The 21,069-nt window shown below is 51.3% G+C and carries 16 protein-coding genes; 11 read left to right on the top strand and 5 right to left on the bottom strand.

Annotated features, from left to right (window positions below; all coding sequences use genetic code 11):
- Nucleotides 1–4: 4 nt before the first annotated feature.
- Nucleotides 5–340: a hypothetical protein gene (locus DK507_RS03225; protein WP_174209013.1), complete on the bottom strand. Its 336-nt coding sequence runs from the start codon at nt 338–340 to the stop codon at nt 5–7.
- A 17-nt stretch (nt 341–357) separates the two neighbouring features.
- On the bottom strand, nt 358–1,221 hold the full coding sequence (locus DK507_RS03220) for an alpha/beta fold hydrolase (protein ID WP_109354737.1): 864 nt from the start codon (nt 1,219–1,221) through the stop codon (nt 358–360).
- A 1,352-nt stretch (nt 1,222–2,573) separates the two neighbouring features.
- Between DK507_RS03220 and DK507_RS03210 the strand changes: the two genes are divergently transcribed.
- The 7 genes from DK507_RS03210 to DK507_RS03180 all read left to right on the top strand — a co-directional run bounded on the left by DK507_RS03210 (nt 2,574) and on the right by DK507_RS03180 (nt 10,697).
- A complete protein-coding gene (locus DK507_RS03210) occupies nt 2,574–3,704 on the top strand; it encodes a DUF1611 domain-containing protein (RefSeq protein ID WP_162558867.1) in 1,131 nt (376 codons plus the stop codon).
- Nucleotides 3,676–5,412, top strand: a complete 1,737-nt coding sequence (locus DK507_RS03205) for an ABC transporter ATP-binding protein (protein ID WP_109354734.1) — start codon at nt 3,676–3,678, stop codon at nt 5,410–5,412. The genes DK507_RS03210 and DK507_RS03205 overlap by 29 nt, the downstream gene beginning before the upstream one ends.
- A complete protein-coding gene (locus tag DK507_RS03200) occupies nt 5,375–6,265 on the top strand; it encodes an alpha/beta fold hydrolase (protein WP_162558866.1) in 891 nt (296 codons plus the stop codon). Before DK507_RS03205 ends, DK507_RS03200 begins: the two co-directional genes overlap by 38 nt.
- Nucleotides 6,262–7,425 carry an OprO/OprP family phosphate-selective porin gene (locus DK507_RS03195; RefSeq protein ID WP_109354732.1) on the top strand — a complete coding sequence of 388 codons (1,164 nt, stop codon included), beginning with the start codon at nt 6,262–6,264 and terminating at the stop codon, nt 7,423–7,425. The genes DK507_RS03200 and DK507_RS03195 overlap by 4 nt, the downstream gene beginning before the upstream one ends.
- An 89-nt stretch (nt 7,426–7,514) precedes the next feature.
- Nucleotides 7,515–9,164 (top strand): sensor histidine kinase KdpD, encoded by a 1,650-nt coding sequence (locus DK507_RS03190; RefSeq protein ID WP_109354731.1) that lies wholly within the window; start codon nt 7,515–7,517, stop codon nt 9,162–9,164.
- Nucleotides 9,161–9,844 (top strand): response regulator transcription factor, encoded by a 684-nt coding sequence (locus tag DK507_RS03185; RefSeq protein WP_109354730.1) that lies wholly within the window; start codon nt 9,161–9,163, stop codon nt 9,842–9,844. The genes DK507_RS03190 and DK507_RS03185 overlap by 4 nt, the downstream gene beginning before the upstream one ends.
- A 109-nt stretch (nt 9,845–9,953) precedes the next feature.
- Nucleotides 9,954–10,697, top strand: coding sequence for a transporter (locus DK507_RS03180; protein ID WP_162558865.1), 744 nt, complete (start codon nt 9,954–9,956; stop codon nt 10,695–10,697).
- 136 nt (nt 10,698–10,833) lie between these two features.
- Here DK507_RS03180 and DK507_RS03175 read toward each other — a convergent pair whose 3' ends face one another.
- Nucleotides 10,834–12,474, bottom strand: a complete 1,641-nt coding sequence (locus DK507_RS03175) for a ShlB/FhaC/HecB family hemolysin secretion/activation protein (protein ID WP_162558864.1) — start codon at nt 12,472–12,474, stop codon at nt 10,834–10,836.
- Nucleotides 12,475–12,651: 177 nt separating this feature from the next.
- Here DK507_RS03175 and DK507_RS03170 point away from each other — a divergent pair, with 177 nt between their 5' ends.
- Both DK507_RS03170 and DK507_RS03165 read left to right on the top strand, forming a co-directional pair.
- Nucleotides 12,652–14,004 carry a FecR family protein gene (locus DK507_RS03170; protein WP_109354727.1) on the top strand — a complete coding sequence of 451 codons (1,353 nt, stop codon included), beginning with the start codon at nt 12,652–12,654 and terminating at the stop codon, nt 14,002–14,004.
- Nucleotides 14,005–14,129: 125 nt separating this feature from the next.
- A complete protein-coding gene (locus DK507_RS03165) occupies nt 14,130–16,454 on the top strand; it encodes an EAL domain-containing protein (protein WP_109354723.1) in 2,325 nt (774 codons plus the stop codon).
- A 399-nt stretch (nt 16,455–16,853) separates the two neighbouring features.
- On the opposite strand, the gene DK507_RS03155 is transcribed toward DK507_RS03165, so the two are convergent.
- Nucleotides 16,854–17,486: a tyrosine-type recombinase/integrase gene (locus tag DK507_RS03155; protein ID WP_109354721.1), complete on the bottom strand. Its 633-nt coding sequence runs from the start codon at nt 17,484–17,486 to the stop codon at nt 16,854–16,856.
- Between the two features lie 344 nt (nt 17,487–17,830).
- Between DK507_RS03155 and DK507_RS03150 the strand changes: the two genes are divergently transcribed.
- On the top strand, nt 17,831–18,994 hold the full coding sequence (locus tag DK507_RS03150; protein WP_109354718.1) for an aromatic ring-hydroxylating dioxygenase subunit alpha: 1,164 nt from the start codon (nt 17,831–17,833) through the stop codon (nt 18,992–18,994).
- A 124-nt stretch (nt 18,995–19,118) separates the two neighbouring features.
- Here the strand turns inward: DK507_RS03150 and DK507_RS03145 are convergent, their stop codons facing one another.
- A complete protein-coding gene (locus tag DK507_RS03145) occupies nt 19,119–19,709 on the bottom strand; it encodes a TetR/AcrR family transcriptional regulator (RefSeq protein ID WP_162558863.1) in 591 nt (196 codons plus the stop codon).
- A 158-nt stretch (nt 19,710–19,867) separates the two neighbouring features.
- Here DK507_RS03145 and DK507_RS03140 point away from each other — a divergent pair, with 158 nt between their 5' ends.
- Nucleotides 19,868–21,043, top strand: coding sequence for a phytanoyl-CoA dioxygenase family protein (locus tag DK507_RS03140; RefSeq protein WP_216822323.1), 1,176 nt, complete (start codon nt 19,868–19,870; stop codon nt 21,041–21,043).
- The last annotated feature ends 26 nt before the right edge of the window (nt 21,044–21,069 follow it).

Below are 21,069 nucleotides of genomic sequence, written 5' to 3'. Positions count from 1 at the left end.
TCGATCAGCCCAGAGCCAGAGGTATTAGAGTCAGTACGCCTGCAACCGCTGCCAGAGCATGCACCACCACTATGGCTTTAGGAGGCAATGCTTTGCGTAGATGATAGGAGGCAAGTAAAAAGCCACCAAGTGCCGCGGCAACCAATATTGCTAGTGGCGTTACTATACCTGGAGATCCTTGCAAATAGGCTGCGATCAATAACAGCAATCCTCCTGCGCCCAATCCTGCATGCAGAAGTGAGACGCTCCAAGGCGCTAGATTTCCACCAAGTATTTTAACCGCCATGTAGATTCCACCTAGCGCCGCAATTCCAAATACAATAAGAGCGTATAGTTCCATGTTATTTTCCTCCTGAGTTATTGTTTTTCCCAAAACAAATTTATGGCCTCGCTCACCTCATGCGTGCGTTCCATTTGTATGAACAAGCCTCCTCGTTCAATTTCCACTAACGTCACGCTCCCGCCTAAAGTGTCACGTAACCAGAAAGCCCAGGGAAGCCCGAAGTAACTGTCTTCAGTTCCCCAAACGAGCAAGGATGGAGTCTTCAGTTCCTTTAGTTGCGGTTCATATTTTGCCAGTTCATCTTCGGACAGGGACAAAATAAACCGTTCGAATTGCTTTCTTCCATTCTCGCTTCCAAAACACGGTTCAAGCAGTTCTGCGATATCTTCCTGTTTCAGATTTTCGGGATTTTGAAAGCCGCGTCCGGGAAACTGACTGCGAGCCAGATCAATATTGGACATCATTGACGCTATGAGATTTCCCAATTGTCCATCTTTTGCTAATGGAATAATACGCCGCAGGTCTGCGGGTGGCCCGAGATTATAATGCACGTCGCAGTTCGTTAGACTCATACTCCGTACCATTTTGGGGTATTTGATCACGAATAATTGCGCAACTGCACCTCCAAAATCGCTCGCGATAATGTCAACTTTGTCATGACCCAAAGTTCGGCAAAAATTTGCTATCATTTCCGCCTGACTATCCAGAGAAAGGTCTTGACCCTCAGCCGCTTGGGTTCGGCCGTGCGCTAGTAAATCTGGTGCGAAGCATTCTCGAACAAACCTTAATTTATTTATCAGCGGTCGCCAAACAGCATTGTTAAGCATCAACCCATGAATAAAGACTGCGGGCGGCCCAGCGCCCATCGAAACAAAAGAAACAAGGCCTTCAGCTAGAGCAACGTTTTTACGTTTTTTGTGATATGATTCTTGATCCATATTTGTCCGTAAAATTGTAGGCAGAAACAATTAGACGAGAGTGGGTGAGAAAAGTTTCGATCTATGGCCGATTTCCAAGTAATCGACTTATATGTTGGAGATTCGATTGGGCGCAGCCCGAATCCGCTGCCCGTTTTTGCGCCCTTAGCGGACATTGGCGCTGCGGCTGCTTTATCTCGAAAACGAACATTAACAGTAGTTTTTGGAAATCGGTACAATGTCACCGTTCCCTCACTACCAAACTGCTCATTAGCTGGAAAACCTTAGAAGGAAGGTATCTCGAACAGGGAATCTGAAATCCCTGTTCAAGGTTGCGATTACCCTGATCAAGCGCACAAACTTCCCTGATACTGGAAAAACGATTCCCTGATATCAATCGGGAGATTTGGTCAAAAAACCATATATTCTAAATGGTTGACCGAGGATTCGTTGTAGTCCTGTCCAAAAAAACTGAAAATTCCCTGTTATTGGCACCCAATAATAGGCAAACTCCAACCGAGACCCGTTCTCGACAGACTGCACCGCGCACCACTTTTTTCCCAAGTTTTCATTGTCTCCGGATTTTGCGTTTGTGCGCATGAATAGTAGCCATATTTCCGCAGGTTAGCGATAGGGCCCGCTTTATACTGTCGAAGAGAGACCATTTGTCAGCGCCGAACACTGCCACAAAAGCCCATTTATCTCGATGGCCCAAAACGCTGGCACCAGATGCACATTTGGATTTAGGCGGTTTTGCGCTCTAGTTGAAACCGAGGAGCTGGCGCTGTGCTTTCCAGCAGAGCGGAACATTGCCAATGCGCAAGATCTTGCGACCAGTCAAATCGACGGGCTGAGTACCATCAACTATTGCCGAGATAATATCAGGTGCCAGATAGCTTATGCGAGCTAGCTGTTGAATGTGCCTTTGGTTGTATTCCGAAATCATGGGGGATGGTTCTCGACGAACCAGAAAACCCTGAGCTGCAAATGCATGAGCAACTAATCGAAGTAGAATTGGATCGGGCTCTCTAGAGGCCGCTGCGGTATTAATCGTCGAGCGATTGGAATTTTCAAATCTGTTCGATTTCATCGGACGGTATCGAGTCGGATCATATGATTCGACAACGAGGATCAGTTTGCGGATTCTTGCTGCCCAGTTAACAAAAATCAGCAGTTCATTTGCCGTTCACGCAATGGTTCAGCCTGCCGTCATCAACGTGAAAATTCCATGAAACCAGAGTGAAGGGGCACTTAAAAGCCGCCTTCTCCCGTTTACACTGCTGTCACTTTTCGAAGATCAGGGGGCGGGGCAATTACTGAGCGGCGATCTCATCAGGGTCAAAGCGGATTGCATGACTGAAAGGGTTTTTATCATGAGTATCAAGACGATGGAGAGTATGAATTTCAAGACCGCCAAGCGGGCTTTTGTTACAAGGAATGTTCGCATCAGTGATGCCAAAGGCTATCGCAGCGACCTGAAACCGCGAAATGGAGATCTTTGCGTTGCTCGGGTGAGCAAGATTGGGCATCACCAGCGTATAGAGCAGCCAGATGGTCGGCGCGCGCGGATGTTTCCTGGCGATATGATCATTGTCGCCTATTCAAACCGCTATGCGACGGATCAGTTCGAAGGCCGCGTGCCGGACAGCGTTGAACCTTGTTCTTTGGTAGCTGCCGGTGGCATAGCCGCCAGCTTGATTTCACGGCACAGCAGCACCAAAAAACCAACTGCTATCGAGCCGCTCGGAATTCTGTGCAGGGCCGACGGCAGTGCCATGAACGTGATGGACTATGCGCTTGAACAGGCAGCCGTCGGGCGTGCGGTCCGACCTCATATGGCGCTTGTGGTTGGATCCGGTATGAACGCCGGTAAGACCACCACCGTTGCCGCCATTATCAGAGCAGCAAAACAGGCCGGCCTTAAAGTGGGTGCGATCAAGATAACCGGCACAGGCGCTGGCGGCGATCTTTGGTTTTATAAGGACTCCGGTGCCAAGGTTACGATCGATTTCACCGATGCTGGCCATGCCGCAACGGTTGGCCTTACTCTGGCTCAGCTCGAAACAATCGCACAAAAGCTCTACGCCGAGGCCAGCAAAACCTGTGACATCATCATCGCCGAAATCGCCGATGGACTGTTCCAGACCGAAACTGATCTGCTGATGAAGTCGCCGAGATTCCAAGCGATGGTTGACAGTGTGTTGTTCGCCAGCGGCGATCCCATGGGTGCACTGGCCGGTGTTCGGCACATTCGGGCATTGGGTTTGATACCCAGCGCCATATCGGGTGCTCTGACGGCCTCTGATCTGGCCGCGAAAGAAGCCGCAAAGGCCACCGGTTTGCCGGCGCTGACGCTGAGTGAGTTCGCACAAAATGAGCAGGTCCTGAGTACAATCATGAAACCCGCCCGAATTGCGAAAACGCCGGTTTCCGTGGAAACCGTCGAAGGCTTTGGACTTGCAAGGGAATATTCCGATGACAGCCGGTTTACCGCAGCTAGTTAACCGCAATCGCGGAACCATCCTGACCATATTGGTCCTGAATGGTTTCGCGCAGGCGGCGGCCATAGGTGGCATTGGTCTAGCATTGAAGTTCCAATTTGATGCGATGCAACATGCAGCTTCCGGTCTGACCACTTTGGTTGCACCAGCAGCTATCATGGCGGCCCTGGCGTTGGTCATTGCCGCTCTGAAATGGCGCGAACGCATCGATATGGAAAGACTTGGTCAGGACTATGTCTTCGAAACGCGGATGCGAATTTTTAGTCATATCAGCAGCATGTCCGCCCAGGGCATCGAGGAGCTCCGCAAAGGAGTAGTGATGCTGCGTTTTGTGAATGATCTGACGGCTCTGCGCCAATGGATCAGCATGGGTATCGCAAGCGCCATAGTTGCCATGACGATTTTGGTGGGCGCGCTGGCATTTCTAACCGTTATCAATCCGATGATCGGACTGGTTTCTCTGGTTGTGATGTTTGTGGGCGCTGCATCCATTTTACTGACCGGCAAACATGTGGATCATACCATTCGCGAGGCGCGCCGCCGCCGAGGCAATATCGCTAGCAATATCGCAGAGAAACTAGGCAACATGGTGATGATCCAGGCCTTCGGACAACGGCGTACAGAGCGCAAGAAGCTCCGCCGGCAATCAAAGAGCCTGAAAAACGCTATGGTGGCTCGGGCATCTGCGACCGGACTTGTCCGCGCTCTGGCCTATCTGGTTACCAGTCTGACACTGGTCGCGGCGATGGGAGTAGGTGCCTTTGCAATATATAGCGCAACGGCGACCATGGGAGAAATTGTGGCGGCTTTCGGGATTTTGACGCTTGCAACCCCGGCGCTGAGCGGATTTGGGCGATTGTTCGAATATTGGAAAGATGCGGGCGTTGCGCGTGAAAAGATCGGTTCGATCTTTCAACGGGGTCCAGCCATTTTTCCTTCCTCCAGCCGCAAGCCCTTGCAGAATGTCAAAGGCGAGCTGCGCTTTGATAATGTTTCCTCGGGTACGGTCATCCGGGAGTTCTCCGCCACAGCCAGCCCGGGGGCAGTGATTGCTGTCAAAGGCATTAGCGGTAGTGGCAAAACAACTTTGTTGAGATTGGCCCAGCGTCTCATTGATCCTGACGCTGGCTCTATCCGGCTGGATGGCCGTGACATATTGTCAGTCCGCACCGGCGAATTGCGTAGAACGATCTCGATTGCATCCAGTCTGATGCCGCTGATGCGCGGCACCATTTGGTCGAATATCGCCTATGGATGCGTTAAAGCCTCACCGGAAGATATTCGCCGGGCAGCATATAGAGCCGGAATAGCAATCGATAATCCCTATGCCGCGTTGCATTCGGAACGTGCAGTGCATGAGCAGGGCACGAATTTGAGCGCGGGAGAACGCGCCCGCATCATTCTCGCCCGTGCTCTCGTCTGCAATCCCAGGGTGCTGTTGTTGGACGAACCAGAGCAGAATCTGGATGAACTTGGCATTGCAGCATTACGACGGGTGATCAGTACTTTCGAAGGCACGGTCATAATGGCCACCCATGATCAGCATCTGCTCGGCATGGCAGATGACATCTGGACCCTCGCCAAGCAACGCGGCCCGGCGCTGGATCGCGACAAGGATGATCAACAAACGCAAACCGGCCTTGCCGAACCTTCAAAAATAGAAAGACATGGATATGGCTTATCTCGAGAAACTAACTGTAAGAGAAGATGATATTCCCTCTCCGGACATAAGGGACCGAATACACATCCGCGGGCGTATCATGGCCTTGACTACGCGAGGACCTTGCGGGCTTTCCTATTTCATCTATCGACCGCGGCAAACTTTCGGGCAGGCTGAAAAGGTGATCTTTTCAATCCATGGCTATACGCGCAACGCGCTGCAGCATGCCGTGGTTTTACAGGAACTGGCGGAAGAAAAGGGTATGACCATCGTCGTCCCGCATTTCACCCGCAAGAAGTTTCGCCGCTATCAGCAAGTCCGGTCACATGGGCATAATCCTGCACCCGACATCGCGTTGATGGAACTGATAGATGAACTGCGCGAAATCGAGGATCTTGACCTTTCAACGATCCGTGCAGTTGGTTATTCTGGCGGTGGCCAGTTTCTTCATCGGTTGATGATGCTGCATCCTGATATTGTTGGCCGGGCAGTTCTTTTCGCGCCTGGTTGGTACACGATGCCCTATGGCGGCTACTCTTATCCGCTAGGGTTTGGACAGTCCAAGAACCTGGGAGATCGGTCGCTTTCTCTGGACGGATTTTGCAATGCCGAAGTGCTGGTATTGGTCGGTGATAACGATACCGGTCGCAGCGCGTCACTGAATCAAGACAAACAGATCGACTATCTGCAAGGTCGCACTCGGGTTATCAGAGCCCAGACGTGGGTCAGGGCGATGAATGCGGAACTCCCATCCGATTGCAGCATCAAACTGCAGGTGTTGAAGGGTCTGCGTCATGGGTTTCGCAGGAATTTTGAGACCAAGGGCTATGGTCGCCTCGTTCTCGATCAATTGCTTGATGAAGTCCCTGCACCGCCGGAAACTGATGAAAGCCAGAGCTCTTGAAACAGGTTCTCTGCGTGTTCGTTGGCGGCCTTGCGAGTTGCTTGCCGGCTTCTGCCTTGGCAGGGGAGATTAACGCGGGCTCTGACGGTATTGAACTGGAGTCCGGAGAGTTTCGCCTGACCCTGGGAGGGCGACTTCATCTTGACGCAGTGGTTTCGGACAGCGACGTCACGAATATCGAGGATGAAGTCGATATACGCCGCTTGCGCTTGGATGCCACGGTCGAGATTGGCGATGACTGGCGTGCGAAATTTGACACAGATGTTGGAGGCATCTCTACCGGCTTGCGCAATGTCTGGCTTTCCTACAGCGGCATCGACAATCTAACGATCCGTGCGGGAAACTTTACAACGCCGTTTCTCGGCGAAAGACAAAAAAGCTCGAACAATCTGAAGTTCCTCGAAAGATCGCTTTCGGCCGCACTGGCGCCGAACTTTCGTGCCGGAGCCTCGGCCACCTACGCCGGCGACAATATCGCCGCAACGGTCGCCTATCTTGGCAATGCGATTGATGCCGGGGATGACAGGCAGCCGAGGGAAGATGGAACAAGTCTGGTCGGAAAACTGGTCTGGGCACCGATCAGAGAGCGCAGCAAAACTCTATTTGCGGCCACCGCCATTGATCACCGCAATCTAAACGCCGGAGCCCGAACCCGCGTGCGTTCGACGCCGGAACTTGGCCTAAGCTTTACCCGCCTGATCGACACCGGCAATCTTCGGAATGTAGATGGTTATACAAATATCGCTGTCGAGGCCGGATTCGCTCAGGGGCCGTTTGTTGTAACAGGCCAATATTTGCACCGATTCAATGATTCCACCGATCTCGGCAATCCTGAATTCTCGGGCGGGTCGCTTGAAGCTGCTTATGTCCTGACGGGCGAACGGCAGCGGTTCAGCCTGTCGAGCGGAAGCTTCGGAACAATACGGCCATCCGGAAAATGGGGAGCGGTGGAACTGGCCGCAAGGATAAGCTTCCTGGACCTTGAGGACGGCCCAGTAACCGGCGGCAAGGAAATGAATATCAGTATGGGCACCAATTGGTATCTGGGAAAAAATGTGAAAATCGCGCTAAACTATGTGCACGCAAGGGCCAATCCGGGTCGCTTTGGATTTTCGGAATCCGTTGATGCTTTGGCAACTCGGTTTCAGTTGGCCTTTTAAAGACGAGGTAGGAGTGTTTGTCATGCCATATTCACAGGACAGTCCTATTTTAACATGCTGGTCAGAGCGAATCCCGGAAGGTGGCAAACATGAACCCCCCGTTTAGTGGAAGATTTCCGCAAATGTTCTTTAACTCGCGCAAATTGAAAATGTCGTTTCGTGTGCGGTTGTTTACGACGCTCGGTGCCTTGCTGATGCTGGCAATTTCTGCCAGCATAGCAAATTTCTACGGCACCACCCGATCCAGTCTGTTGTTCGAACGCAACCAGCTCGCGAACGATGTCGTCCACAGTTACAGCGAAGCAGCAATGCTCACCGAGCGACTGGTAAAAAAAATGACCGTGGCAGTCTATCAACCACCGAACAGTTCGATTGCGCACATCACCGAAGTAAAATTGCAGATCCAGACCCAGCTCGACATGGCCCGGCAAAATATTGCCAAGGAAGTGGAGCTGGTCGGAAAAATCGAAGATGAAGCGCAGGAGCTGGAAGAGCTGGCAGGGTTGGAAAGGTTGATTGGTAGGGCAATCAACCAGTTTGACGAGATTTTGCTGCTCCGAGATTCCGGCCAAACGGAAATGGCCCAAGAACGATTTATCGCCGTTTTGTCGAGCCAGATTGAAAGCCAATTTTCGGAATCCATCAACGCTCTGCTTGCGGAAGAACGATCGGAAATCAATGAAGCACAACGCGATATCGAAGCTCTCGGGCAACAACTGAAGATTTTCGCCAGCATCATCATCGCACTGGCATTGCTTTTTATCATGCCCGCAGTGCTGCAGCTCGCGCATATCTTCAACCGGTCCATGAACCAACTGCAGGAAGGCCTGGATAACTATGGCCAGAACCGCTTTGACTATAAAATACCCCATTTGCCGGCGCGCGAATTTGACTATTTGGGGCACCGGTTCCACCGAATGGCAGAGCAGATCGGATCTGCGCAGGAAAAGCTTCTGACTGCCAACGCCGATCTCGAGGCAACAGTTTCTTCGCGCACCGAAGAGCTGGAACAGGCCAACAAATCTTTGGTCGAGAAAGATGAGGGCCGGAAAAGGCTATTTGCCGACATCAGCCATGAATTGCGAACACCACTCACTGTCATCCGGGGAGAGGCCGAGATCAGCCTGAGAGGAAAGAAGAAGACGGCGGAAGAATATGAGTCCAGCCTGCAGCTTATCGTCGATCAGGCCATTCACACAGGGCGCTTGATCGATGACTTGCTATTTGTCGCACGCTCTCAGGCCGGGGAATTGAAACTGGTCAGAAAGCCGCTGGACATAGTCCGGCTGGTTGAAGAGAAACACCACGCGTTCGAAGCGCTCGCAGCCCGCAAGAATATCTCAATGGAGATGGAGCGGAATATATCCGGGCTAATCGTTTCAGGGGATCAAGGCCGGATTGGCCAAGTTCTTGCCATTTTACTCGATAATGCCATTCGATATGCGCCTCTAGACAGCGAGATTTTGATCTATTTGAATCGATCGCCCGGAGGGATTGCAATTACCGTCGACAACGTTTCCGACGCGGTCAGTGAGGAGGATATGCGCTATATTTTTAATCGTTTTTACCGCGGAGGCAATGCCGGAGAGATCGATGAAGGCACTGGATTGGGGCTTCCGGTTGCGAAGGCTATTGTCGAAGCTCATGATGGGACCATCGCCATTGAGCAGAAGGACAATGACATCATCTCGGCGACGGTTGTTCTCCCGGCAGAAAAGCAGATGAGGGTCGTGTCATGAGAATTTTGATTGTTGAGGATGATCTGCGCGTGGGCGACTTTATCAGTCGTGGTCTGAAATCTGAAGGCTATGTGGTCAAGCTGATTGATAATGGCGTGGCCGGATATCGGGATGCGCAAGCCAATGAATATGAAGTCATTATTCTGGATTTGATGCTGCCGGACATGTCCGGAACCCAAATCTGTCAAGCGTTGCGCAGCGAAGGCGTCTCGACACCGATTATGATGTTGACCGCCATGGATTCTATGAATGACAAAATCACCGGCCTCCGCATGGGTGCTGATGATTATATGACCAAGCCATTTTCTTTCGACGAGCTGGTTGCAAGGATAGAGGCGCTGGGACGCCGCGCCATCGGCTATAGCGAGGGCAATAGCATACTTGAGGTCGATGATCTGAGATTTGACCTCAAAGCCGTGCGCGTATGGTGCTGCGACAAAGAACTGACCTTGACTGACAAGGAGCTCGCAATTCTGGAGCTTCTGATGAGCAAACCCGGGGAATTGTTCAGTCGCGAACGGATATTGAGCAATGTTTGGGGGATGGATACCGACCCACTGACCAATGTTGTGGATGTTTATATCGCCAAGCTGCGCAAGAAAATTGATTGCAATCCCAAAGCACCTCATATCGAAACTGTGCGTGGCCGCGGCTATCGGCTTTCGAAATCGTGTGACTGAGGCCTTTTCGATATCATCCGGGAAAGAAGTAACGGGATCGCCTGAAAGCCTCTCTCGGATCCATGCTGGTCTCCGCTTATGCGTTGCCCTTGGCCTAGTCGGATCGATCATGCTTGTCCCGCAAAAAGCCGGTGCATCTGATACGGAAAATGAATTTGGGGGACAGGAAATGCTCTTCCTGCTTGAGGAAGCCTATACGCAGGAAAAGGGAGAATGGCAGATCGGTGTATCGCTAGGCCAAGCACTCGAAGGGGCGGATGAAAGACAATGGGAGTTCGAGCTCGAATATGGTCTGACCGATCGCCTGCAAGTTTTTGCGGAACTGCCTCTCAGAGATAGCCGAAGCGGCGGCATTGGCGATCCCGAAATTGGGCTGGATTACGCGCTGCTCAAGGATAACGGTGACAATATTCCTGAATTTACAATTGGTGCAGCCCTGACCGTTCCAGTCGGCGAAAATGATAGTGGCCCGGGTAATGGCGGTGTCGGATATCAACTGAGCGCCCGGCTCAGCAAGGCGCTGACCACCGATTTTTTTGTTCATGCGCTTGCAGAATATGAAGCGGTTCCCAATGCCCGGCAGGATGGTGAGGATTTTTCGTTGCGTGAATATGCACTCGGAGCTGGATTGGCTTACTCCCCCACAGAAGGACTATTCCTGGTCGCAGAATATCTGTGGGAAAACGAACGCGAAAAACAGAATGACGTTATAGAATCAGAATCCGAACACTTGCTGTCTGCCGGTATTACCTATGAATTCGACAATGACCTATCCATCGGGCTGGGTGGTGCGTTCGATCTGAACTCCCATGCCGATGCACAGCTCTTCGCCCTTGTACAATGGGAATTCTAGCGAGTATTTTTGCGACGTTTCCAGCGTCCGCTTTCGAGATCAAACGGACGTCATCTAAACGTCTGGATTTGGGGCGCAAAGCGGAAGTGATTTTTTGAATCCGTTTCATGTGCGAAAAAGCGAACCCCGGAATTCGTCAGAACCGCACACCGACCTGGACATTGATTTTGGGAGATCGGTCAGCGCTTTCGAAACGGTCTTCATTGATTGGCATGGCGGTTTCGATGTTGAAGTCCACTGGCCCCATCTGCGTACGGATACCTCCGCCAGCAGATGAAAGGGATCCGTCACCAAAGCCGGTGTCGATATTGGTAACATAACCGCCGTCGACAAACCCGTATAGCTGGACCCAGTCCAGCCAATTTGTGACGTTGTCAAAACCTTTGCGCAACTCCGCAAGGCCCATGATGCCTTCATCGCCAAAACGTTCGCTGAAATCATAACCTTTGCCGAAATAGGGACCGCCGATCGCTATCTCATTAGCAGACAGTAGAGGGCGCGAAGCGATTTGACCATTTCCGGCGATACGCGCTCCGAAGCCGTGACCAAAGTCCAGAATGGCGTTGACCCAGGCATTCGCCTTTGTGAACTCGCCGCTGCCATTGAACCGAGAGTTCAGGGGGTCGCCTCGGCGGCTCGCGCCCAATATGCCAAGCCCACGGGTCACACCGATGCCGCCGTAAATGCGGCCAGAACCGATTTTGTGATTACCGGTAAAATTGAGTGCAGCCGTCGCGATCTTGTCGTCCTGGAACCGGACACCGTCCTGCGACTGTTCAACTTCAAGATAGGCGAGCTCTGCATTGAGCCAGAGATTGAAATCATTGCTGCGTTTAAGCGACTGGCTAGCGAAGATAGACGCAAATCGACTGCGACCTGTATAATCGAGTGACCGTAAACGGCCGCCCGACTGTGTCCGCCCAGCGGAAACGGAAAAACCGACAACAGTATCGCCATCGCCAATTGTGTTGGCATATTTCAAACTCACGAAGTTGAGCTCTTTGGGCTGGGCAACAGTGGTGATGACGCTGCTCGTCAGCACGTCACTGTCGGTTAGCAGGCCAGCTATATCGAGCTGCAAACGGGCGCGGACAGGGCCGAGAGCATCCGGCCCGTAATTATCCAGCGCAGCATAGCCGCGAGCCTTCTGTTCGCGGACCGTGACGACGAGCACCCCGCGACCTTCTTCCCGCAGATAGGTTGTATTTCGAACTGTAATATCTGGCAGATCACCAGCGAGTAGCAACTGTTGCTCGACAAGTTCTGATTGGGCGGCTTCGCATTTCAGTTTCAGCAATATTCTGCGCAATTTTTTGTTGCGCGAGCCAATGATCCGCACTTCGTCAATGGCGCCCGGATCCAGTCGGACCTTTACGACGCCAACTTCGACCGATTGCGGAGGTATAAACGCACTGGCAAAAATATAACCTTCCTGGCGCGCCATCTCGGACACGGAGCTGGCCAGTGACTTCAGCACTTCTTGTGTGGCGCTTTGCCCAATATATTGCTCATATCCCGAGGCGAGCCTTTCCGCGGCAATAGGCAGTTCGCTATCGATATTTATGGCACCAATCATAATGGCATCCCCATCGACTACTGAGTTTGCCTGTCGATTTTGAGCCACTGGCAACACCGATTGTTCCGACAGGGGATTCTCGGCGCGCTGGCTATTTTGATCGCCAACGCTTTCAAAGGGATTGGCTGCTTGCTGTGCAGAAGCACCAGTGCCGGAACAGGCAAAGCCAGCCACCAATACAAGACACCCCAAACGCAACAACGTACACTCCGACAATTCTAATCGAAGGTCCGTTTACGTCTAATGTCTTAGGAAAAGCTTATCGAAACAGCTGTTTAATGAAAAATTCAGGGTGTTTCTAAACGAGAAGTTCGATCATCTTACTTAAAAGCTTGAACGAGTGGGAAAAGTTATCTCACCTGTTTGAGGAAAGTATCGATGCATAAACTGGCCAAATTCATAGCAATTGCAGCATTTGCAACAGGAACCACCGCCCATGGCGCGACTCCGGAATGGAAGCTTTCTGAAAGCAATGGAACCGTTAACATATTGCGATCGGGCGTATCGAAAATTGCCATTGCTGGTGGCGATCTTCGTCCCGGTGACGTTATCCGCACAGGGAAAAAGGGCCGTGCTGTCCTGGTCCGTGGCCAGGAATATGTGGTGGTTTCGCCAAATAGCCGGCTGCGGATTAGCGAGCCGAAGAAAAGCGGCGGTGTCATGCAGTTCTTTGAGGAGCTGGGCAACGTCATTTTCCGGATCGACAAGAAGGGCACTCCACATTTTGGTGTAAAAACACCTTATCTGGCGGCTGTTGTAAAAGGCACGACCTTTAGCGTCACGGTGACGGAAACCGGTTCCGCGGTGCAGGTTACCGAGGGTGCCGTGCAGGTTTCTACGCTAGACGGAGGTGCAACACAGCTATTGTCGCCCGGTATGATCGGAATGGTCAAAAATGGTGACCAATTCCGGCTTTCGATCACAGGTTCGGAAGAGAAAACAATCATCTCGCCAAACGGGCCAGCTGAAAGCTCGGGAACAACGGCCTCAGAAGACGTGATTGCCAGCGACATCGCCACTGGCGGTTTCGAAGGTATAATCGAGGCTCCGGTCAGTGAATCTCCGGTATCGCTGAGTGAATTGACGGGTGGTCTGGTGAACAGCGGTTCATCGACAAAAGCCAATGTGCAAATGGCTTCGGTCAATGCGCCCAATCTGATTGATCTGGCGCTGTCCAATGCGAGCACGAACGGTGTCCCCGGCACATTTGGCAATGGCAACGGTGGTGGCAACGGCAACAGCAGCGGCAACGCCAATAATGGCAATGCAGGCGGCAATGGTAACGGCGGCCGCAGTGCCAATGCGAGTAACGGCAACACGGCTGGCAATGGCAATACCAATGGCGGCGGAAGCGCCACTGCGAGTAACGGCAACGCGGCCGGTAATGGCAACACCAAAGGCGGCGGCAGTGCCAATGCGAGCAACGGTAACACGGCTGGCAATGGCAACGCCAATGGCGGCGGAAGCGCCACTGCGAGTAACGGTAACACGGCTGGCAATGGCAATGCCAATGGCGGTGGCAGTGCCAATGCGAGTAACGGTAACACGGCCGGTAATGGCAACGCCAAAGGCGGCGGCAGTGCCAATGCGAGCAACGGCAATACGGCCGGAAATGGCAACGCCAACGGTGGCGGAAACGGCAACGGAAACAACGGCAACGGCAATGGCGGTTCCAATGGCGGCGGTAACGGAAACGGCAATAGCGGCAAGGCGAACGGGCATTCGAAATAAGGCTTAACGCGACAGACGCGTTGACAGTGCCTGAGACCAACAAGCATCAGTCCGGTTGATGACAAGTTAACTAAAATTACAACCATCTGTTCTAAAGAGGGATTCTCGTTTTCAGGGAGACCGTTTTGAACGGAAAACTGCCTTTTGTTGATCTGTTGACCGCGCACCGGCTCTTGGTTGCGTGGGCACTGGCATTGCTTTCGGCGGCGTTGCTGGTCATGGCGGGTATCGGCGGCGATGTGGAGCAGCGTTTTCAGACTTTTCGCGCGGAGATCCTGGAAAAACCTGCTTCGGGGGACTTCCTGCTCGTCGAGATTGATGCAAAGTCGCTTCAGGCCCTTGATCGCTGGCCATGGCCGCGAAGCCATTATGCCGAAGCAATTGATAAGCTGTCCGGCCTGGGTGCCGAGCAGATTGTGTTCGATATCGATTTTTCTGCGCACTCTACGACAGAGCAGGACCAGGAATTTGCAGAAGCCATCGCACGATCAGATGCCTCTGTCGTGCTTCCCACATTCCGGCAGAAAGATGCCGCCGATCAAAGCCGCTATGTCGAAAGCTTGCCAATCGAAGAACTGCGCGCGCATGCTTTCCTGGCGTCTGTTAATGTGCATCCCGATAATAATGGGCAACTCAACACATACAGCTATGGCACCGTAACCGATGGCACTGTCCGCCCATCGCTCGCCAGCATGCTCGCCGATTCCTCTGGCAATATTGAGAAAAGCTTCGCGATCGATCAATCCATAGACCCAAGCACCATTCCCCGGCTCAGCTTTATCGATGTGCTTGAAGGCAATGTTCTTCCGCAGTCTATAGAGGGAAAGAAAATCCTTGTCGGCGCCACTGCAATCGAGCTGGGTGACCGCTACCCCATCAGCCGGTTCGGCGTGGTGCCAGGTGTCTTGATCCAGGCGTTGGCGGCAGAAACAATGTTGCAATCTACCGACATGGCAAATTTGGGGAAATGGCCTCCCCTCATCGCCGCTTCTGCATTTCTCATGATACTGGTCCTGTCGGGACGCTGCTCTCACACGATGTTGACCGGCGCAGTCTGGATCATCGGACTGGCTTTGTTTGCCAGTATCCTGGCGTTCGAAAAAAATGGCTATCTGACTTATTCGAATGTGCCGGCGCTTTTTTTCCTGCTCATTTTTCTTGTGCTTGAAACATTCTCCCGGACCCGATTGGCTTTGAATGAAAGTCAATTTTACAATGAAACCAGCAATTTACCCAACGAAACTGCTCTCCAACAGTGGTTGAGAAAGAATGGCGGGGCCAATATCGCCACGCTGCGAATTTCGGAATTTCGCGATCTGTTGGTGGTTACTGATGTTGAGTCCCGGATTGAATTATTCGGAAATATTGCTGAACGGCTCAAATTTCTGGCGGTTGACGGCTGTGTATATCATCTCGATTCCGATATTTTTTCCTGGATCGTCAAAGACGAATATCGTGACGACATTGCGGCCCATTTTGACACGGCGGCCACGCTTTTTCATTCTCCGGTCATCGCCGGCGGCTCAAAAGTACGACTTGATGTCAGTTTCGGTATCAGCAACGAATCAGTCGACAAAGCAAAAATAGCTTCCGAACAGGCTGCCAATGCAGGTAAAAGGTGGATGTGGCACGATGCTGTAAAAGCCAGCGCGGTAGGCGAAAAGCAAAGCCTGCTCGTCGATTTGGATCAGGCTCTGGCCAATGGCGATATCAATATTGTCTATCAGCCCAAATGGGACTTGAAGGAAGACGGATTATCCGGAGCGGAGGCGCTCGTGCGCTGGAACCATGCGGAACGCGGCAGAATCAGCCCGGACCTCTTTATTCCAATGCTGGAAAAAGCCCGCCGGATCGACGATATCACCTTGTTTGTTCTGCAATCCGCATTGCTGGATCTGGCCTCCTGGGAAGACGCCCGACCCGGCTTGAGTTGTTCGGTGAATATCTCAGCGCAATTGCTTGGCGACAGCATGTTTGTTGAAAAAGCCATTGCGCTGGTGGAGGCTTCCAAAGCCCCGAATCAGCAAGTGACCTTTGAAGTAACCGAAACGGCGACGCTGGCAGATCCCGATTTATCCATAATGGCTTTGCAACGCATCAGAGATGCGGGGATCAGGGTTTCCATTGATGACTATGGTACCGGACAGTCTACGATGAGCTACTTGCAGCGTCTTCCGGCCGATGAAATCAAAATCGATCAAAGCTTTGTGAAGACCATAGTCACTGAAAAATCCAATCAGGTGATCGTCAAGTCAGCGATTGAAATGGCGCATGCCCTCGGCTTCAAAGTCGTTGCAGAGGGCATCGAGGACGAGCATTGCTTGAACCTGTTGACCAGAATGAAATGCGATATCGGCCAAGGTTGGCACATCTCCAAACCGGTTACTGCAGATATTTTCCGGGCCGCCTGGCTTGAAACGACAGCCCTTCAGGAGCGCAAATCAGCTTAAACCGCCTTTTCCTTTCGCCTTTTGGTTTAATGGGTTAGGTGATTAATCGGTTAACTTCTGGCGGTTGCTTTCGTTAATGATCGTCCGTTAGATTTCAAAGTCGTTTCAACGGGGCAAAGTCATTGAAAGAAGTTTGGTGGGTGAAGATTACCGGTGGGGCAGAACCCATACAATTTTATGCGGGCGTAACGAATGTAGATCAGCTGATTGAGCTTGCTGAGCGCAACGGCTTCACAATCGATCTAGAGGATGTCTCAAGGGCCCCCAATGTAATGGGTGTCAAAGCAAATGAATGGAAAGCTGTACCTTGAAATAGCTCCAGTTTTTAGTTCCAATTTTTATGTCGGCTTTCACTCAAAAGCGGACGCCAGTCGAAAACGGGCTGGCGTCCAGCATCGGTCAAATCTCCGTCTTCTCAGCTAAGATCAGCGCATCTTCGATATCGACGCCTAGATAGCGAACAGTGTTCTCTAGCTTGGAGTGGCCGAGCAGGATCTGAATTGCCCTAAGGTTTCCGGTGGCCTTGTAGATGATCGAAGCCTTCGTCCGGCGAAGCGAATGCGTTCCGTATTCCTCAGGCCGCAAACCAATCGCCTCGACCCACTCATCAACAAGCCTAGCGTATTGGCGTGTGCTCAAATGTCTTGAGTGATCGACGCGGCTTGGAAAAACAAAGCCTTCGACTGACCCGCCTCTGCGTTCCAACCAACTGAATAGACTTTCACGCGCATCAGATGCAATCTCAAATTGAACTGGCCACCCTGTCTTGCGCTGCGTAATTGCTGCTCGCTTTCGTATTTCAGGACCGTTGACTAGATCGCCGATCTTAAGCTCTACGAGGTCACAACCTCTTAGCTTGCTGTCTATTGCAAGATCGAAGAGCGCACGATCGCGAATACGTTCTTCGCGATCAAGAAAGAACCGGATCGCCCATATCTGTTTTTGATTGAACGGTCTTTTGGGACCAATCTTCGCGCCGAAATTCCATGGCACGCGGTTTTGTGCAGCAGGATCAAATTGTGAATACGTCATTTGCTTTCTCCTTGGTCGGAATGACCTCGGAGAACATCCGCTTCTAGGAGCTAAGAAATCGAATACCTACGTCTTAGACTGGGGCGCAAAGCAGACCGTCCACTTTGCGCCCCAATATCGGACGTTCCGATGGAGTCTTCTATATCCTGAAAGCGGACGTCAGGACTTTATGATAACTCGAGCCTAAGAGGTCTGTAAACCAATGTTCCCCTGGTTTACTGTTGGTCAGCAATGTAAATATCTGCGGCCAGCCAAACTATCTAAAACATATAATGGTCATCCGGCGACCCTTGCGTTACCAATATTCGCTCTGTCACTTAGTATCTCCGATGAAAGCAAAGTCTATGGCGACGCAGGAAGTTTTCAAACATGATGAAAGTCGCAGTTCGGCTGCGTTGATGTCAGACCAAGACATAATTGCGCGCATATTTGATCATATCGACAACAAAACTACCGATGTTGGCCAATCCAGCTGGAAGGAGCCAACAAAAAACTATCAATCTGCCGAGCGACTTGATGCAGAGTTGGCATTGTTACGTACACGTTGGGTCGTCTTTTGTCCTTCTGCGGCATTGCCTAAATCAGGCGACTATATCGCGAGGGATACAGCTGGAATCCCATTGGTCGTAGTCAGGGGAAGCGATGGAAAAGTCAGAGCTTTTCGCAACGCATGCCGGCATCGCGGCGTCCAGATTGCCACTGGTCAGGGTTGCACCAACGTGTTTGTATGCCCTTACCATGGTTGGTCCTATGGCAATGATGGGGCACTTCGCAGCGTGCCCCATAAGGAAGGGTTTCCTGACTTGAACAAGGAAAATCGCGGCCTAGTTTCTGTAGATTGTTTGGAAAAAAATGGACTGGTGTTCATAAAGCAAGGCCCGAGCACCAATGGCGTCAAAGATGAGACCGATTTGCCCGACTTAATCCCGGACGGATGTCGCGTCATCAAATCGGAAACATTTGAAATTGAGGCGAATTGGAAGCTTCATCTGGAGAGCGCTTTAGAGGGCTACCATATCCGTTCAACCCACCAGACAACTTTCTTTCCGGTTCAATATGACAATTTAACAGTAGTTGAATCATTTGATCAGAACAGCCGAATTGCTTTTCCCTATCAAGCCATTGAAGGATTACGGGATAAACCAAAATCAGCTTGGTCATCCAACGGCAGGATAACTTTTGTTTATCACCTCTTTCCCAACATCATTATTTCAACCTTCCCAGATTGCATGCAAGTTGTAATCTTGGAACCACTCGGACTTGAATTGACGCGCCAGCATATGTTTCTGTTGTCCGATTGCGCGGAAGAGGGAAAAATACTGCACGCTATTTTAGAAGGACAGGAATTTGCCAAAGCGGGCGCTATGGAAGATCGCGAGGTAGTTCTTGGCGCACAGCGCGGCTTAAAAAGCGGCGCAAATGAATTTCTGGAATTTGGTTTGTTTGAAAGCGCCATTGGCCGATTTCACGCGGCACTAACTGGAGAGCTAGCGAACTTAGCCTCATAACAAGGCTGAAATTGTTCATCCAATTCCAAGTGTGATCTGTGTCCGCAATATCCCGAAAGCGGACGCTAGACAGTTCCATAAATTCCATTTTTCCCCAATTACAGCAGGCATATGGGCGACTGCATCATTGCAGCGCTGAAATCTTTCGAAACAACCTGATCCTGAAATCAGGCGCCGCATCTGCGGCCAGGCACAAGTAGACACCGGTAATTGACTGTCGGCGAAACTGAGGCAGATCAAAATATCCATTCGACCAATCCTGACGGGCCAATCGGTAGCTACCATAGATATGCTCACCCAATTGTTCTGATGAAATCTCGCCCAGCAAAAGACCTTTAGCTTTGGCATCGCGGCAGATCGCAATCGGTTGTGCAACGAATTTTGCAAAAACCCCTGTTTCACTGTCATGCTCAAACAAACCGCTACGATCGCCGGCAATAAATGCTGCTCGGTAGTAATCTTCATCAGTTGCAAAAAGTTCGGCAAGCCTGTCGATCTGAGCTTCAAACGCTGCCTCAACCTCGCTTGTATCAATATTTGCTTGCGCCTCGTCAATCTTGGTCAGGAGATCGCCGATGATAAGGTTCAGTATGTCCGGCTTTCCACCGATCAGGTTGTATATGGTTGGCACGGTCACATCTGCGCTAGTGGCAAGGTCTCGCAATTTCAGAGCGTCAAAGCCTTCTTTTGCGATGGTCTGCCTCGCGGCTGCCAAAATGCGCTCCTTTCGTTTTCGTTTATTTGTAGAGCGGGCAGATGGTTGTACTGAGCGTGCCGTTGTTTCCATTTGGACACCATAAACTGTGTTCGATCTTGACTCAAGATTTTAACGGCGTTAAATATTTTAACAACGTTAAAAAGAGGAGACGATTCGTGTCCAAGTTCGATTTCAACAAATCCATCGAAGCCTGCGCTTCCTATTATGGTGACGAAGCAGATGCGGTAAGAAGCTATATGAACGAGGGACTGGAAGCAGCACTTGCCTTGCCGAACCGTGGTCCCATTCGTTTCAATGAGGATGGCTCCCTTCCGCAAGACATCGCTGATGCCTATTCACAATATGGTTTCTATGTCTTTGAAGGGGTGATTGACGAACAAGAACTCAAAGATATCGAGAAAGATATGCAGGACCTGCGAAGCAGGTTTCCGACCCATCCGGGATCAGAAGTCGATTCAAAAGGGCGTCCCGCGATCGGCTTGGACAGCAAGGCGCCGGGCCTTAACTGGAGCAAGCCACTTAGCGATCCGCTTGGCGGCACTCAACTTGCCAATGGTCGCCATCAGGTAAAATTGAAAGAGCTCGATGCAGCGGATGATGCACCTGAAGCCACTCCATTCATTCTGCTGGGTTCCCTCAGGTTTTCTGATGCCGCGCTTCGCACCTATGGCCATCCTGAACTTTTGAAAGTTGCCGCATGCATTAATGGAGAGGATTTTGCACCTTTTAACGAATCTCTGTTCATCAAGGATGCAGGAGTAGGCGCAGCAGTTTCCTGGCATCAAGATGGCGACACATATTGGGATCATCAGGACTTTGATGAAAACATCCACGGTTTCAACTTCATGGTACAGCTGTATGGGAGCACGCCGGTCAATGGCGTCTGGGTTGTGCCTGGCACACACAAACTGGGAAAGATGGACATCAAGAAGATGGTTGAGGAGTCGGGCGGCGAGCGACTGAAAGGTGCAGTACCAATTGTCTGCGCACCGGGTGACGCGATTATATGCAACAGGCAGCTTGTTCACGGTTCTTTCGCCAATACCGGCTTCGAACAGCGCCTGACGGTTAATTTTGGATTTCACAAACGATCGTCTGTTCTGGACGTAAAAGGTGCCGGTATCCATTGCCCTGTCGAGACTTATGATCAAGATCTGATAAACGAGCGATCAAAGGTTATTGGATATGCGATCGATGCGCGACGGAAGAAATATCCGGATGAACAACCTTATGTTTACAAACCCTTTCTTGAATCGGGTGAAACCCATGTTTGGAATCCCGAAGCGAAAGCCAGCCTCAAAGACTATAATGTGTACGATCTGAGTATCTAGGGACACCCATTCTCAATTCGCTTTCC

It is taken from the genome of Sphingorhabdus sp. EL138 (assembly GCF_900258045.1).
Lineage (GTDB): Bacteria > Pseudomonadota > Alphaproteobacteria > Sphingomonadales > Sphingomonadaceae > Parasphingorhabdus.
Note: the sequence above shows the minus strand (reverse complement) of the source record. Positions and strands in the feature narration are given on the sequence as shown.

Coding starts and splice junctions, on each gene's coding strand:
- DK507_RS03185 (WP_109354730.1), top strand. CDS start 9,161: ATGAGAATTTTGATTGTTGAGGATGATCTGCGCGTGGGCGACTTTATC.
- DK507_RS03170 (WP_109354727.1), top strand. CDS start 12,652: ATGCATAAACTGGCCAAATTCATAGCAATTGCAGCATTTGCAACAGGA.
- DK507_RS03205 (WP_109354734.1), top strand. CDS start 3,676: ATGACAGCCGGTTTACCGCAGCTAGTTAACCGCAATCGCGGAACCATC.
- DK507_RS03200 (WP_162558866.1), top strand. CDS start 5,375: ATGGCTTATCTCGAGAAACTAACTGTAAGAGAAGATGATATTCCCTCT.
- DK507_RS03180 (WP_162558865.1), top strand. CDS start 9,954: ATGCTTGTCCCGCAAAAAGCCGGTGCATCTGATACGGAAAATGAATTT.
- DK507_RS03155 (WP_109354721.1), bottom strand. CDS start 17,486: ATGACGTATTCACAATTTGATCCTGCTGCACAAAACCGCGTGCCATGG.
- DK507_RS03190 (WP_109354731.1), top strand. CDS start 7,515: ATGAACCCCCCGTTTAGTGGAAGATTTCCGCAAATGTTCTTTAACTCG.
- DK507_RS03210 (WP_162558867.1), top strand. CDS start 2,574: ATGAGTATCAAGACGATGGAGAGTATGAATTTCAAGACCGCCAAGCGG.
- DK507_RS03225 (WP_174209013.1), bottom strand. CDS start 340: ATGGAACTATACGCTCTTATTGTATTTGGAATTGCGGCGCTAGGTGGA.
- DK507_RS03220 (WP_109354737.1), bottom strand. CDS start 1,221: ATGGATCAAGAATCATATCACAAAAAACGTAAAAACGTTGCTCTAGCT.
- DK507_RS03150 (WP_109354718.1), top strand. CDS start 17,831: ATGGCGACGCAGGAAGTTTTCAAACATGATGAAAGTCGCAGTTCGGCT.